At 73.8% G+C, this 14,447-nt stretch carries 11 protein-coding genes; 9 read left to right on the top strand and 2 right to left on the bottom strand.

Annotation, left to right across the window (positions count from 1 at the left end):
- Window positions 1-55 precede the first annotated feature (55 nt).
- Window positions 56-1,375 (top strand): sensor histidine kinase, encoded by a 1,320-nt coding sequence (locus WME83_RS49245; RefSeq protein WP_437316641.1) that lies wholly within the window; start codon window positions 56-58, stop codon window positions 1,373-1,375.
- On the top strand, window positions 1,347-1,700 hold the full coding sequence (locus tag WME83_RS49240; protein WP_437316640.1) for a response regulator: 354 nt from the start codon (window positions 1,347-1,349) through the stop codon (window positions 1,698-1,700). Before WME83_RS49245 ends, WME83_RS49240 begins: the two co-directional genes overlap by 29 nt.
- 66 nt (window positions 1,701-1,766) lie before the next feature.
- Here WME83_RS49240 and WME83_RS49235 read toward each other — a convergent pair whose 3' ends face one another.
- The gene (locus tag WME83_RS49235) at window positions 1,767-4,232 is read right to left on the bottom strand and encodes an acylase (protein WP_437316639.1); all 2,466 of its coding nucleotides are present in this window, start codon (window positions 4,230-4,232) and stop codon (window positions 1,767-1,769) included.
- 187 nt (window positions 4,233-4,419) lie between these two features.
- Between WME83_RS49235 and WME83_RS49230 the strand changes: the two genes are divergently transcribed.
- The 3 genes from WME83_RS49230 to WME83_RS49220 all read left to right on the top strand — a co-directional run bounded on the left by WME83_RS49230 (window position 4,420) and on the right by WME83_RS49220 (window position 9,900).
- Window positions 4,420-5,142, top strand: coding sequence for a hypothetical protein (locus WME83_RS49230; protein WP_437316638.1), 723 nt, complete (start codon window positions 4,420-4,422; stop codon window positions 5,140-5,142).
- 94 nt (window positions 5,143-5,236) lie between these two features.
- Window positions 5,237-9,190 (top strand): serine/threonine-protein kinase, encoded by a 3,954-nt coding sequence (locus WME83_RS49225; RefSeq protein ID WP_437316637.1) that lies wholly within the window; start codon window positions 5,237-5,239, stop codon window positions 9,188-9,190.
- A 344-nt stretch (window positions 9,191-9,534) separates the two neighbouring features.
- Window positions 9,535-9,900, top strand: a complete 366-nt coding sequence (locus WME83_RS49220) for a VOC family protein (RefSeq protein WP_437316636.1) — start codon at window positions 9,535-9,537, stop codon at window positions 9,898-9,900.
- Window positions 9,901-10,153: 253 nt separating this feature from the next.
- Here the strand turns inward: WME83_RS49220 and WME83_RS49215 are convergent, their stop codons facing one another.
- A complete protein-coding gene (locus WME83_RS49215) occupies window positions 10,154-10,945 on the bottom strand; it encodes a hypothetical protein (protein WP_437316635.1) in 792 nt (263 codons plus the stop codon).
- Between the two features lie 473 nt (window positions 10,946-11,418).
- Between WME83_RS49215 and WME83_RS49210 the strand changes: the two genes are divergently transcribed.
- The 4 genes from WME83_RS49210 (at window position 11,419) to WME83_RS49195 (ending at window position 14,372) form a co-directional block, all read left to right on the top strand.
- Complete coding sequence (locus WME83_RS49210; RefSeq protein WP_437316634.1) at window positions 11,419-11,598, top strand: hypothetical protein; 180 nt, start codon at window positions 11,419-11,421, stop codon at window positions 11,596-11,598.
- A gap of 25 nt (window positions 11,599-11,623) precedes the next feature.
- On the top strand, window positions 11,624-12,046 hold the full coding sequence (locus tag WME83_RS49205; RefSeq protein ID WP_437316633.1) for a hypothetical protein: 423 nt from the start codon (window positions 11,624-11,626) through the stop codon (window positions 12,044-12,046).
- 302 nt (window positions 12,047-12,348) lie between these two features.
- Window positions 12,349-13,128 carry a helix-hairpin-helix domain-containing protein gene (locus tag WME83_RS49200; RefSeq protein ID WP_437316632.1) on the top strand — a complete coding sequence of 260 codons (780 nt, stop codon included), beginning with the start codon at window positions 12,349-12,351 and terminating at the stop codon, window positions 13,126-13,128.
- A gap of 41 nt (window positions 13,129-13,169) precedes the next feature.
- Entirely contained in the window at window positions 13,170-14,372 is a 1,203-nt protein-coding gene (locus tag WME83_RS49195) for a hypothetical protein (protein WP_437316631.1), read from the top strand.
- Window positions 14,373-14,447 lie beyond the last annotated feature (75 nt).

Genomic DNA, 14,447 nt, shown 5'->3' with positions numbered 1-14,447 from the left:
AGCGTTTCCCCTTGCGACAGCGCGACGCCCGACTACGCAATGCAACTGGGGGCGCATGCAAGCGTTGAGACCCATGGATCCCTGCCCGGCGGTGGGGCTCGACGAGGGCGATCCTGCCTGGGCCGACGGCCCGGCGCGGGGCGCCGGCCCCCTGCTTCGCGGGCAGAACCGGATTCTCAGGATGGTCGCGGCCGGAGAGCCGCTCTCCCAGGTGCTCGACGCGCTGATCCGGTTCATGGAAGCCCAGTCCGGCAAAGCGCTCTGCTCGGTCCTCCTCGTCGACGCGTCGAAGACGCACCTCCGCTGGGCTTCGGCGCCCAGCCTGCCTGAGGCGTACAACCAGGACGTGGACGGATTGCGCATCGGCGCCGTCAGCGGCTCGTGCGGCACCGCCGTCCACCGCAAGCAGCCCGTGATCGTGTCGGACATCGAGCACGATCCGCTCTGGGCGCGGGCGCGCGAGCTCGCGCTCTCCCACGGCCTCAAGGCATGCACCTCCGCGCCCATCCTCGACGGCCAGGGCGAGCCGCTCGGCACGTTCGCCTTCTATTACCGCGAGCCGAGCGGGCCCAGCCCACACGATCTCGCCCTGCTCGAGATCTCCCGCGATCTCGCGGGCATCGCGATCGAGCGCAGCCGCAGCATCGAGCGCATCGAGGACGCGCTCCGCGCTCGGGACAACTTCCTCACCGTGGCCTCGCACGAGCTGAAGACGCCCATCGCGACCCTCCTCTTGCAGATCACCTCGCTGGAGCGGCTCCAGCGGGCGGCGGGGTCGATGCCCCTCAAGGAGATCGCGCCCAAGCTGGGCAACCTGGAGCGGCAGGGGAAGAAGCTCCTCAAGCTCGTCGAGCAGCTGCTCGACGCCACGCAGCTCCTGTCCGGCCGGATCGAGGTCGAGCGCGCGCCGGTCGACCTCACCCAGACCGTGCGCGACGTCGTGGGCCGGCTCCTGGAGGGCGTCGCGGAGGTCGCGCCGGAGGTCGAGATCCACGCGGATGGCCCGGTGATCTGCGAGGGGGACGGCTTCCGGATCGAGCAGGTGATCGTGAACCTCCTGTCGAACGCGTGGAAGTTCGGCCGCGGGGCGCCCGTCGAGATCTCCGTCGAGCGGGGCGACAGCGCCGCGCGGATGGTCGTCCGGGACCACGGCATCGGCATCGCCCCGGCGGACCACGCGCGCATCTTCCAGCAATTCGAGCGCGCCGTCTCGGTGCGCAACTACGGCGGCCTCGGGCTCGGCCTGTGGTTGACACGCCAGCTCGTGGAGAGGATGCGGGGCCGCATCTCCGTGCAGAGCGAGCTCGACGCCGGCTCCACCTTCACCGTCGAACTCCCCCTCCCCCATGAGCAAGTCAGTCCTGATCATCGATGACGACGTGGATCTGGCGACCACCCTGGCCGAGGCGCTGTGCGACCTCGGGTACGAGGCCACGCCCTTCTTCAGCGGGCGGGAGGCGCTCGAGCGCCTCCACGACGGCGCGCGGCCGGGGGTGATCCTGCTCGATCTGATGATGCCGAAGATGAACGGATGGAAGGTGTGCGACGAGCTCTGCGCGGTCCCCGGGCTGGAGGACATCCCCGTCGTCATCATGACCGCGGCGTCGAACATCAAGCAGGCGATGCCGCCGCACGCGCGCGAGGTGATCAGCAAGCCGTTCGAGCTCGACGCGCTGCTCCGGACGATCGACGCCGCGTGAGGCCGCCGCGCCGCGCGCCGGCGCCGCCCGCGCGAGCGGAGCCGCCCGCGCGAGCGGAGCCGCGGGTCAGCGGCGCCCGGAGACCTCCTTCACGACGAGCTCCGGATCGGCGGCGATCTCCTCCTGCGCGAACAGCGCGGGCCGCCACTCCTTGCGCGAGAACAGCTCGGTCTGATCGGCGAAATGGGGCGACGCGGGGTCGGTCGACTGCGAGTAACTGAGCAGCGCCTCGGCGCGGGGGCCGCCGCTCGTGTGCTCGACGGCCATGACGAAGCTCGTGCCGAAGTTGATCGGATAACCCGAGGTGGTGAGGCCGGTCGTCGCGGAGACGATCTCGCCCGTGTTGAGCCTGGGCAAGAGGGTGCTGTTGAGGCTCGCCGTGGAGAAGAGCACGATGTTGGCCACCCCTTCCCGGTTGGTGCCGCCGTGGACGGGGATGGCCCTGTCCTTCATGGTGAACTGGGCCTCGCGGAGCGGCGTCGTCGGGTCGAGCCCCGCCTGCGCGAGCGCGAGCGTGGCCTCGGCCAGCGCGACCAGGATCGGATCCGCGCCCTCGGCCGGGGGCTCGACCAGATCGCGCGGGGTCTCGATCGGATCCTTGGGGTCGAACGGCTGAGCGTAGAGCTTGCCCGCGTCCGTCATGTCCGGGGCCGAGAACCGCCCGAGCAGCTCGCGCCAGACGACGGCGCCGACGCTCTCGAGGTCCACCCGGCCGTCCCACGCCGCGAGCGCCGCGCACGCGCCCTCGATGTCGATCAGCTCGCCCTCGACGTCGACCGGCGCCGCGCCGTCGCAGCGCTCGACCACCTGGGCGCGGAGGCGCTCCGCCGTCATCCCGCGGTTGCTGAGGATGGCGTCCTTGAGCTCGTCGCGCGAGAACAGGCCGTCCTCGCCCGAGGCGCCGTCCTCGCCCTGCTCGGTGAGCATGACGAGGTTCATGCGCGTGCGCGCCGAGATCGGGCTGCCCGGCGCGCCGAACAGCCGCGAATACCCGGTGATCGGCGCGGCGGGGTTCGCGAGCCACGCCGTGTCGTTGGCGTTCATGACGAAGTCGGTCCGAGAGAGAGAGGGGATGTCGCCCCACGGCACCAGCGCGCCGGCGCCCTGCGTCTCCACCCACTCGTCGCGCTCCTCGCTCCCGTCGAGCAGCACGATGCCGGAGCTCGCGAGCACGCCGGTCAGCCCGTCCCGCTCGAGCGCGCGCTCGTAGGCGCTCACCGCCTCGGCGCTCAGGTGGGGCACGCGCGAGCCGTCCATGATCAGGGCCTGCCCCTCCGCGTCGACGGCGGTCGTGAACACGAACGGGATCCCGCGCAGCTCCTCGTGCGCCCGCCGGAGCTCGTCGAGGCTCTTCGCGCGGTCCATCGCGAGCCACTGGTCGAGGGCGAGCCCGTTGTCCTCGTTGGCGTCGCGCAGGGCGAAGGCCTGCTTCGTGGACCAGCCGAGGACCGACGCCCCCAGCATCGGGCCGTGGTGGCTCCGGTACATCACCCGCGACACCTGCGAGATCGCGCCGTCGTCCCCGAGGACGTCGATGGTGTGCTCGCGGCGCTCCATCGCCCGCGTCTCGCCCTCGTAGACGTAGGCGGTGGGGTCGCCCGGATCGAGGGAGAGCCGGTAGACCGTGAAGTGGTTGGCCGGAGAGACCGTGTGCGTCCACGCGATATGCTCGTTGAACCCGATGTTGATGATCGGCATTCCGGTCAAGGCAGCTCCGTAGACGTCGAGCTGCCCGGGGATGGTGAGGTGGGCCTCGTGGAACCGGAGCTCCCCCTCCCAGGGGAAGTGCGGGTTGGCGACGAGCATCCCCCGGCCGCCCTCGGCGCGATCGCGGCCGATCGCCCAGGCGTTGCTGCCGAGGTGGAGGCGGGTGAAGTCGGGGAGCTCGAGATCGCGCGCGCGGGCCCGGTCGCCGGGGGCCTTCGCGTCCTCGCCGGACGCCCCCGCGTCCTCGCCGGAGGCCTCCGGCGGCGCGGCGCGGCTGAGGTAATCGAGCAGCTGCAGGCTGCCGGAGAACATGTTGATGTGGAGGTAGTAGGCGGCGAGATCGACGGCGCTGACCGGCTTGACCCACGCCGCGCCGGCGCAGGGCTCGGGCAGGCCCTCCGCGCCGGTGTCGTCGAGATACCGGTTGTAGCCCGCGACATACCCGTCGAGGAGCGCCCTGCCGTCGGGGGACAGCTGCCCCAGCAGGGCCTCGGCGCGGTCGACGACGCCGAGCGCGAGGTAGGTGAAATCGCTGTCGACGTTCGCGTCGTCCTCGCCGGGGCCGAACGTCTTCGCGCGCTCGCTCCGCACCTTCACGACCTGATCGGCGAGCGTACAGACGAAGTCGCGCGCCCCGGCGTAGGCGAGGCCGAATCCGATGCTGCCGATGTCCTCCGCGAGGATGTGCGGGACGCCGTGGCTCGTCCAGCGGATGGTGGCCTGATAGTCCCCCTGGCCGACCGGCCCCGGCCCCACGTCGGGATCGTCGCCGCACGCGGCCAGGAGACCGAGGCAGCTGAGCCCAGCGATGATTCTTTCGTACATGGATTCTCCCTAGTTTCGCGATCTGCGCCGGGGGAGAGATAGCCCACGGGCAGGCGGGGAGATGTGAAGAATTTCCGCTGTCCCTTCCTTTCGGTCTCCTGTTCGGCGACGCGCGTTCGCCGAGGCGAGGGCGGGGAGCGAGGGGCCGGGGCGACGCGCGTTGCGCAGGGCGCGGCGGGCACGGTTGATGAAGGCCATCGCGGCTGTGCAAGGCGCGCTCTCCAGTGGACCGGATGCGCCCGCCGCGCGGCGCGCGGGCGAGCCGGCGCGCTCCGGTCGAGCCGCCGCGGCGCTGTTCGCCGCTCTCCTGCTCGCGCTCGCGCTCGCGCCGGGGTGCGTCCGCGAGGCGGCGAAGCAAGCGACCCGCGGCACGCTCGAGGCGCTCGATCGCGGCGCGCAGGGCCGGTCCGCGCCCGCCGGCGGATCGGCCGAGGGGGCGCCGGCCGAGGGCGCGCGCGAGCGGCCGCTCGTGGGGGACCTCGTCCACGACGCGGTCCGGGCCGGCGCGGCGGAGATGGGGCTGCAGGCGGAGCGCCTGTCGCCGGTCATCGCGCAGACCAGCGAGGCGGTGAGCAGCGCCGTGGTCCAGGGCGCCCTCCAGCACGATCGGGCGCTCGTCACCCTCGTCGAGCAGGGCTCGGGCGCGGCGGCGAGGGCGGTGGCGCGCGAGGGGACGGCGGAGCTCGTGGAGCAGCTCGCCGGCTGCCCCGCCGACGACCCGGGCTGCTCGAGCGCCGCGATCGAGCGCGCGAGCCGCGCCGCCGCCGCCGGCTTCGCGGACGGCCTGGGGAGGGCGATCCAGCCCTGGATCATCGTCCTCGCCTTCGGCGGGGGCTTCCTGCTCGCCGCGCTGATCGCCGTCGCCATCGCGGCCGTCGCGCGCCGGCACGACCGCGCCGCCGCGCCCTGACGTGCGCGCGCCGCCTGACGTGCGCGCGCTGCCGCGTCGGGCGGGGCGCGCCGGCGCGCTTCGCGCGCTCTGGGCGGCGTGGTACGCGCGGGCGATGATGCCGGGACAGCGCATCGCGGACCGCTTCGAGCTCGAGCGCCAGACCGGCGCCGGCGGCATGGGCGCCCTCTTCCGCGCCGTCGACCTCGAGACCGGCGCGCCCGTGGCGGTGAAGCTCCTCCACCACGGCCAGGAGGCCGATCTCGCGCGCTTCGCCCGCGAGGCGAGGATCCTCGACCAGCTCAGGGATCCGGCGGTCGTCCGGTACATCGCGCACGGCGTCACCGGGGCCTCGCGCCCGTACCTCGTGATGGAGTGGCTCGAGGGCGAGGACCTCGCCGCCCGCCTGGCCCGCGCCGAGCTCGGGCTCGCCGAGAGCCTCGCGCTGGTCCGGCGCATGGCGGGCGCGCTCGCCGCGGTGCACGCGCTCGGGGTCGTGCACCGCGACATCAAGCCGAGCAACATCTTTCTCTGCGACGGGCGCGCCGAGCTCGCGCGGCTCATCGATTTCGGCATCGCCCGGCCGCAGGGCGCCGCGGCGGTCGTCACGCGCACGAACGCCACCGTGGGCACGCTCGGCTACATGGCCCCGGAGCAGGCACGCGGGAGCGCCGCCGTCGACGCGCGCGCGGACGTGTTCTCCCTCGGGTGCGTGCTCTTCGAGTGCCTCACGGGCCAGCCGGCCTACGCCGGGGACAACCCGATGGCGGTGCTGGCGAAGCTGCTGCTCGCGTCGCCCCCGCGGGCGCGCGACGAGCGGCCCGAGCTGCCCGACGAGCTCGACGACCTGGTCGAGCGCATGCTGAGCCGGGAGCCCGCGGGCCGCCCTGCGGACGGCGCGGCGCTCCTCGCCGAGCTCGCGGCGCTGCGCCCGCTCAGCCCGGAGCAGGGCGCGCTCCGGGCGCCGGAGGGCCGCGCGCGGCCGGCGCTGACCGGGAGCGAGCAGCGGTTCCTGTCGGTGCTGCTCGCGGGCGAGGGCGGCGCCGAGGAGGCCGCCGGGGCGGCGCGGGACGGCGCGGAGGCCGCGCTGCGCGCCCTCGTCGCGGCGCACGGCGGGGAGCTCGAGCGGCTCGCCGACCGGACGTGGATGGCGACGTTCCTGGGCGCGCCGCGGGGCGCGGGCCCGGACGCGCAGGAGGGCCAGCGGCCGCCCAGCACCGGCGGGGCCGCGATGGATCACGCCGGCCAGGCGGCCCGCTGCGCGCTGGCCATGAGGGCGCTCCTGCCGGGCGCGCCGATCGCGCTCGCGACGGGGCGCGGCCGGGTGCGCGGCCGCTCGTCCGCGGGCGAGGCGATCGACCGCGCCGCCCGCCTCGTCGAGGACGCGCGGCGCGCCCGCGCCGCGGGCGAGGCGGGCCCGTCGATCCGCGTCGACGCGCTGACGGCGGGGCTGCTCGAGGGCCGCTTCGCGATCGACGGCGCGGCGGGCGGCGGGCTGCTCCGGGCCGAGCGGGACGCGCCCGAGGCGGCGCGCACCCTGCTCGGCAAGCGGACGCCGTGCGTGGGGCGGGATCGCGAGCTGCGCGCCCTCGAGGACCTCCTCGACGAGTGCGTCGACCTGCCGGCCGCCCGCGCCGTCCTCGTGACGGCGGGCGCGGGCGTCGGGAAGTCGCGGCTGCGCAGCGAGCTCGAGGACCGCGTCGCGCGCGCCGACCGCCGCGGCGGTCCGGTCGAGATCTGGCTCGGCCGCGGCGAGCCGATGCGCGCGGGCGCGCCGTTCGGGCTGCTCGGGCAGGTCGTCCGCAAGATCGCGCGGATCCAGGATGGCGAGCCGCTCGAGGCGCGACGGCAGAAGCTGAACGAGCGCGTGGCGCGCCGCGTGGCCGAGGCCGATCGCGGCCGGGTGGCCGAGTTCCTCGGGGAGATGGTGGGGGTGCCGTTCCCCGACGACGGGAGCGTGCAGCTCCGCGCCGCGCGGCGCGATCCGGTGCTGATGGGCGACCAGCTGCGCCGCGCCTTCATCGATTTCCTCGACGCCGAGTGCCGGGCGCGGCCGGTGGTGCTGCTGCTCGAGGACCTGCACTGGGGCGACCATCCGTCGCTGGAGCACGTCGGCGCGGCGCTCCGGCGGCTCGCGGACCGGCCGCTCTTCGTGGTGGGCTTCGCCCGGCCCGAGGTCGACGCGCTCTTCCCGCAGCTCTGGGCCGACGCCGAGGCCACGGCGATGCGCCTCGGCGCGCTGCCGCCGAGGGCGTGCGAGCGGCTCGCGCGCGAGGCGCTCGGCGCGGCGGCGGACGACGCCACGGTGGCGCGCGTCGTGGCGCGGGCCGCGGGCAACGCGTTCTTCCTGGAGGAGCTCGTGCGCGCCGTGGCCGAGGGGCGCGGCGATCGCCTGCCCGACACGGTGCTCGCGATGGTGCAGTCGCGGCTCGAGGGGCTCGCGCCCGAGGAGCGGCGGGTGCTGCGCGCGGCGTCGGTGCTCGGCCAGGTGTTCTGGCGGGGCGCGGCCCTCGCGCTGCTCGGCGGCGAGGAGCGCGCCCCCGCGCTCGACGCGTGGCTGTCGGGCCTCGCGGCGCGGGAGTGGATCGCGCGCCGCCCCGCGCCGTCGTTGAACGGCGAGATCGAGTACGCCTTTCGCCACGCGCTCGTGCGCGAGGCCGCCTACGACATGCTGACCGACGAGGATCGCGCGCTCGGCCACCGGCTCGCGGGCGGCTGGCTCGAGGCGGCGGGCGAGCACGACGCCTCGGTGCTGGCCGAGCATTTCGAGCGCGGCGGGGAGCTCGGCCGGGCGGCGGCCTGCTACGTCCGTGCGGCGGAGCAGGCGCTCGCGGGCAACGATCTCGGCGGGGTGCTCCGGTCGGTGGATCGCGCGATCCGCTGCGGCGCGGCCGGCGAGCCGCTCGGGGCGGCGTCGCTCGCGCGGGCCGAGGCGCACAGGTTCCGCGGCGAGCTCGAGGACGCGGCGCTCTGGGCGGCGGAGGCGCAGGCGCTGCTGCGCGAGGCGAGCCCGGGCTGGTACGCGGCGCTGAAGGTGGCGATGACGGCCGCGCTCAAGCTGAACCGGCCGGAGCGGCTCACCTCGGCGCTCGCGGCGCTGGTCGCGCGCTGGTCGGACGGCGCGCCGGAGCCGGCGCAGGTCGCGGCGGTGGCGTGGGCGGCGGCGCTGCTGTTCCTCTCGGGCCGGTACCCGGACGCCGGGTCGCTGATGGCGCGGGTGGAGCGGGTGGCGGAGCGGTTCGCGGGGGATGCGCCGATCGCCGGCGCGATCGCCTGGAGCCGCGCGGCGGCGGCGCTGTTCGTGGAGGGGGATCTGAACCGGCACAGGGCGCGGCTGGAGGAGGCGATCGCGTGCTTCGACCGGTGCGGGGATCTGCGGGGCGCGTGCGGGCAGCGGGCGAACGCGGGCTTCGCGTGCAACGAGCTCGGCGCGTACGGCGAGGCGGCGGCGCTCTTGCGCGCGTCGCTCGCGGACGCCGAGCGGATGGGGCTGCGCAACATCGCGGCGTCGGCGCGGCAGAACCTCGGGGTGGCGCTCTGGCGGCTCGGCGAGCTCGAGGAGGCGCGGGCGGTGCAGGCCGAGGCGGTGGGGTCGTTCGCGGCGATGCGGGAGCCGCGGATGGAGGGCGCGTCGCGCGCGTACCTGGCCGGCGTCCTGCTTGCGGCCGGCGATCTCGCGGGCGCCGAGGAGGAGGCGCGCCGCGCGGTGGGGATGCTGGAGGTCGCGAGGCCGCTGTTGCCGCACGCGCTCGCGACGCTGGCCGACGTGCTGCTCGCGGCCGGTCGTCGCGGCGAGGCGCTCGCCGAGGCGCGGCGGGCGGCGGAAATCATGAAGGAGATCGGGCAATTGGAGGAGGGGGAGGCGCTGGTGCGCGCGGTCTTCGCCGAGGCGCTGTGGGCGGCCGGCGACCGGGAGGGGGCGCGGGCGGCGCTGGCCGAGGCGGAGGCGCGGCTCGGGGAGCGGGCGGGAAAGATCGCGGATCCGGCGTGGCGGGCGAGCTTCGTGGAGCGGGTGCCGGAGCACGCGCGGACGGCGGCGCTGCGGGGGGCGTGGGACGGGGCGGGGTGAGTCGGAGGACCGCCCAGAAGAGTAGAATAGCGAACGGCACCAGCCGCCGCCTCGAGACGGCGATACGTGCGCCAAGCAAGCTCAGCTCCTCCGGCAACCGCAGAAACGTCGGAGCTCGCCCCCGATGACCGGTGAACTCCGGAACAGTCCTTATGACCTGTGAGTCAGGCGAGCGAGCTCGGTGGCACCGCCACGATATCGCCGGCTCGGTGGCGTGAGCACACGGCGGAGAGACGTCACGGCGCGCATGGACCGCAAGTTTCTCCAAGAGCGCCCCGCGCCCCGTCGTTAGGGTCCTCGACGTGGAGGCCACCCATCGTGGGCCGTCCTCCCGAGGAGACACCATGTACGATCACATCGGCGTGAAGGTGAAGGACATCGACGCGAGCGTGCGCTTCTACACCGCCGCGCTCGCGCCGCTCGGCCACGTGCTGTGTTCCCGCGACGAAGCTTCCGCGAGCTTCGGCCCCGAGGGCGCACCGGCCCTCTACCTGCAAGCGGACGCTGGCCCCCGGGGCCCCGGCGCGCACATCGCCCTGCGCGCCGCGGATCGTGCCGCGGTCGATCGGTTCTACCGAGAGGGCCTCTCGGCCGGCGGCCGCGACAACGGCAAGCCCGGCGTGCGCGCCGATTACAGCCCGACCTACTACGCCGCTTTCCTGCACGACCCCGACGGCAACAACCTGGAAGCGGTTTGCCTGAAGCCGTAGTCGTTCTGCGCACGCACGGGGCGGCCCCAATGCCCGCGGCGCCGCTCAGGGGAACGGCTCGTCGGAGCGGTCGTGCAGCTCGCGCGCGGCGCGGGGTCGCCGCGGTCCCTTGGGAAACCGCACGTCCGTCGGAGGCGACGGCGGTCCCCGGGACGCACCTCGAGGAGCAAGGACCCGGGCGGTTGAGCCTTGCGATAGGAGGGTATCTGACGCACGCGGGGGCGGCGCAGCCGCCGCGCCCCGGTCGCAGAGCTCATCGAGCGGTCCCCGGAGGTCCTTCCTGCGCTTTTGCTCCGATCAAGACGCGCAGATTGTCCGCGTAGCGCGGATCGTCGCCCCCGCAGCGGGGCAAGCTTCCCATCATGTCGTCCACGCTTTCGCCCACGACCGCACGATACGTCCCACTCGCGTCGATATCCCCCTCGTGACCGTCGAGGATCGACGCTCCCTGGACGTCGTCGACCCAGAAGCCCATCCGCGCTCTGCGGCGGTTCAAGCATTCGTCCTCGACCTCCACGGGGCATCCTTCCTCCGTGCCGGTCACCATCCGGATCGGCGAGAAATAGCCGTCGCCGGGCTCTGGCGTCACGTATCCAGCTCGGAGGCCCCCCGCGAGCAGCGCGCCCGTGACCTCGGAGCCGGCGCGCACCACGAACCATTGATTCTCGCCGAACTCCGGGTCGGTCCGCGCCGCCCGCAGGAACACGGGGCCGCTCTCGGGAACGGCGCCGGCGATGCGGGAATCGGCGATGGTGAGCGTCACGCTGTGCTCGTCGTCTCCGTCCGTGCAGCGAAGGTCGCGCGACGTCGGGGTGGCCGCCTCCACCTGGCAGGGCGCGGCGACGTTGTAGAGAAAGTAACCGTTCGTGTCGCCCGGCCAGCCCTCGATCGTGAGCTCGAAATCCGCCGAGAGCCCGGCCTGTCGGGGCTCACAAGCGGACGTCGGCTCCGGGTTCGTCGGGTCGTCGACGTCGTCCGGGATGCCGGGTTGCGACGTCTCGACGGGACCACACGCGAACGCCATGCAGAGGGGGACGAGCGACATGAATGCGAGAGCAGAAGAGGTGCGCCTCATAGGGCGGCATGCTCGCAACCCGTGTGCCAGTGCCGACACGACGAGATCACGGCCTCTGGCGCCGATCACCCCCGCGAAATGGCTCAAGCTGTGATGGGGTGAGACGGAATGTGCCATGCCCCTCGCGGGCGGACGACGGCATGGCTTGCCTCGGCCGCGCCGACGATGGCCCGCAGATCGTCGAGGGCCCCGCGAGGAGGACGGCGGCAAGGTCCTCGGGATCACCGACCTGATCCTCGAGGGAGCCCACGGCCGGCGGGGGACCACGCTGGCTGCGGCGCCGGGGCCCCTTGCGTCTTCCGCCGCTCGCGTCGACGCGCCCGCCAGCTGGGGTGCTCGGCGGAGCGGAGAGACGGTCTCGGTGACCCAGGCGGAGCTCACGCTAGCGACGCCGGAGCGTGGCGGGCAGGGCACAAAAGCAAATCGGTCGCTCCTCCTATCTCGTGGCGGTCCGCGCGCGCTACCGGTGCCGGGCCTGCTTGCTCGTCGTGACCACCGACGACGCGATCGCCACCTGGAGCGCCCAGCCGATCGACCTGGGTCCGCCCGACTGGATGCTCAGGCCTTACGTGCTCGGCCCCAGCGCCGTCCCGGTCGTGACCGAGCCGGCTGACGCCGGCTGACGCCCGAGCGAGGCCCGAGGTCGCGGTGCTGTCGGTCATGGCGCACGGCCAGAGCGCGGCCGGCCTGGCGATCGCGATGGCTGCCCTGGCGGCCGCTGCCGGGCTGGATGAGGAGCAGCAAGCCCTCTACCTCGATGTGGTGCTATCCTCTCTGAACGAGGCGGCGAGGCGGAGCCTGGAGGCGAAAATGAAGAGCGGTTACGAGTTCCAGAGCGATTTCGCACGCAGTTACGTTGCCAAGGGTCGGTTGGAGGGCCAGCTGGAGGGGCGGCGAGAAGAGGCCGCGAGCGCCGTGCTGAAGGTGCTCGAAGCGCGGGGCCTGGAGATCCCCCCGGAGGTCCGCGAGCGCGTCCTCGCGAGCGTCGACATGACCGAGCTCGACCGCTGGCTCCGCCGCGCCGTTCTCATCGCCGACGCGAAAGCGCTTTTCGACACGACCAGCTCCTGACGTCTGGAACGCCCCCTCCCGGCACATCCGCGGGCCGCCCTCGCCTCCCCGCGCACGCTGGCTCGGGCGACCCGCGCTCGCGTCGCTGCGCGTGGAGCGCCGAGCACAAACATCAATTGGCCAGCTCGGGCGTTCGCGGCGAGATGGCACATCGCTCTCCCTAGCAGCAACGCTGACTCGACCCCTCCTCACAGCGCGCCGGTGAAGCGCGCCGGCCAATCGAGCTCCACGCTGGATTGGCCGCCATACCAGCTTTCGGCAGGCTTCCGTCGGCCCTACAAACGGCCGGGGGAGGCTCGACCATGACCAAGAAGGCATCGCGTGAAGCGCGCGTCGATCTGAACACGGCAACGGAAGAAGAGCTCACCGCGATCGAGGGCGTCGACGGCGAGCGGGCTCGGCTCATCATCGAGCACCGCAGCGAGCGCGGCCCCTTCCGGAGCTGGGAGGATCTGCACCTGGTGCCCGGCATCGACGGCGTGATGCTCGGCAAGCTCCAGCGCAGCGGCTCGCTGGGCGGCGCGGCCCAGGCCTCGAAGGCCGGCGCCGGAGAAGCGGCCGAGGCGGCTCCGGGCTCGGCGACGAAGCGGCGCTCCTCCGAAGGCGAAGGCGGCGAGCTCGGCGACGCGACGGCCCTGGAGCAGATCATGGGGCTCATCCTGCTCGACAGGGCGGCTGCCGAGGCGTACCGCGTGGCGATCGGCGCGTGCAAGACGCCGGAGATCAAGAAGCAGCTCGAGGGGTTCCGGGCGGATCACGAGCGGCACGAGCGCGAGCTCCTCGACGCGCTCGGCGCCTCGCCCCCGGACGAGGCCGATGAGCGCGGCCAGTGCATTCGCCGCTACACCGAGCTGTCGGCGCGCGAGGATCGGACGGCGCTCGTCGCCATGCGCGGCAACGAGGAGCTCACGAACGACGCCTATGCCTCGGCGCTGGCGAGCGATCTGCCGGAGGAGGTCCGGCGGATGGTGGAGGCGAACTGGCAGGACGAGCGGCGCCATATCCGCTGGATCAACGAGGAGATCCGGACGCGCGGCTGGGAGCTCCCGGAGGTGCCGTCGACGCTGGCCGAGGCCGCCTGAGCGGAGTAAGCTCGCGGGAGCTCGGCTGAGCTTGCGCGGGAATGGCCTCTCGAACCAAGGGAACGCGCGGCGGTGCTCCTCCTCCGGGTGGCGTCGATGACGAGGAGGAGGAGGTCGACGCTCTTTACAAGAAGCCGCTCGCCGACTTCACGCGCGCCCGGGACGAGCTCGCGAAGCGGCTGCGGCAAGCCGGGGACAAGGGCGCGTCCGATCGCGTGAAGGCGCTGCGGCGGCCGACCGCGGCGGCCTGGACCTTGAACCAGCTCGCGCGCCGCTATCCGCAGCGGATGGAGGCCCTGCTCGACGCGGGCGAGCGGCTGCGCGAGGCCCAGCGGGGGGCGCTCGGGCCGGGCGGCGCGCAGGGGCTGAAGGACGCGAGCCAGAAGCACCGCGCGATCGTGAACGAGCTCCTGCGGGCGGCGCCGGCGCTCTTCGCGGAGGGGGGCTATCGGGAGAAGGGCAATCCCATGGACCGCTTGCGGGATTCGCTGCTGGCGACCCCCACCGCGAGCCCGTCCGATCTGGAGCTGCTCGCGCGCGGGCGGCTGTCGGGAGAGCTCGAGCCGGGGGATCTCTCGGACATGCTCGGGCTGCTGCGAGGGCGGCCCTCCGAGAGGCCCGCCGAAGCCGGGACGGGCCGCGGGAGCAAGGGGGCGAAGGCAGAGGCGCCGGCGCGACGCCGGGGGCGCGCGGAGAAGGAGCCGCCGGAGCGGCGGAAGCGGGCGGGAGAGGAGCGCGGAAAGCAGCGCGCCGCGAAGGAGCGAGAGAGCGCCGCGGAAGAGCGCGCCCGCGAGAAGAAGCGCGCTGCGGAAGAGCGCGAGGAGCAGCGCGCCGCGAAGGAGCGCGAGCGCGAGAAGCAGCGCGCCGCGAAGGAGCGCGAGCAAAAGGCGCGGCGCGCGGCCGACGAGCGCGAGCAAAAGGCGAAGCTCGCCGCCGAACGGCGGGAGCGGAGGGAGCGGCTCGCGGCAGAGCAGCGCCAGCAGAAGGCGCAGCTCGCGGCGGCAGAGAAAGAACGGGATCAGGCGAGCCGCGAGGCATCGCGGGCTGCCAAGGAGGCAGATCGCCTCACGAAAGAGGCAGCCAGGATGAGCCGCGCCGCAGAGAAGGCCGAGGAGGCCGCACGGGCCGCGAGGAAGCGCGCTGACGAAGCGGAGCGAAGGGCGGCGGAGGCGCAGCAGAAGGCGGCGGAGGGCGCGAGCCGCCTCGAGGCGGCCGAGGACAGGCTCGATCGGCTCGGGCGATGACGCCCTTAACTAAGGCTCTGATGAAGAGGATTTGAACCACAGAGGCACAGAGGGCACAGAGGAGAGAGAGAAAGA

It is taken from the genome of Sorangium sp. So ce385, from assembly GCF_051474135.1.
Classification (GTDB): domain Bacteria; phylum Myxococcota_A; class Polyangia; order Polyangiales; family Polyangiaceae; genus Sorangium; species Sorangium cellulosum_D.
The sequence above is the reverse complement of the archived record's forward strand: the minus strand, read 5'-3'. Positions and strand labels throughout refer to the sequence as shown.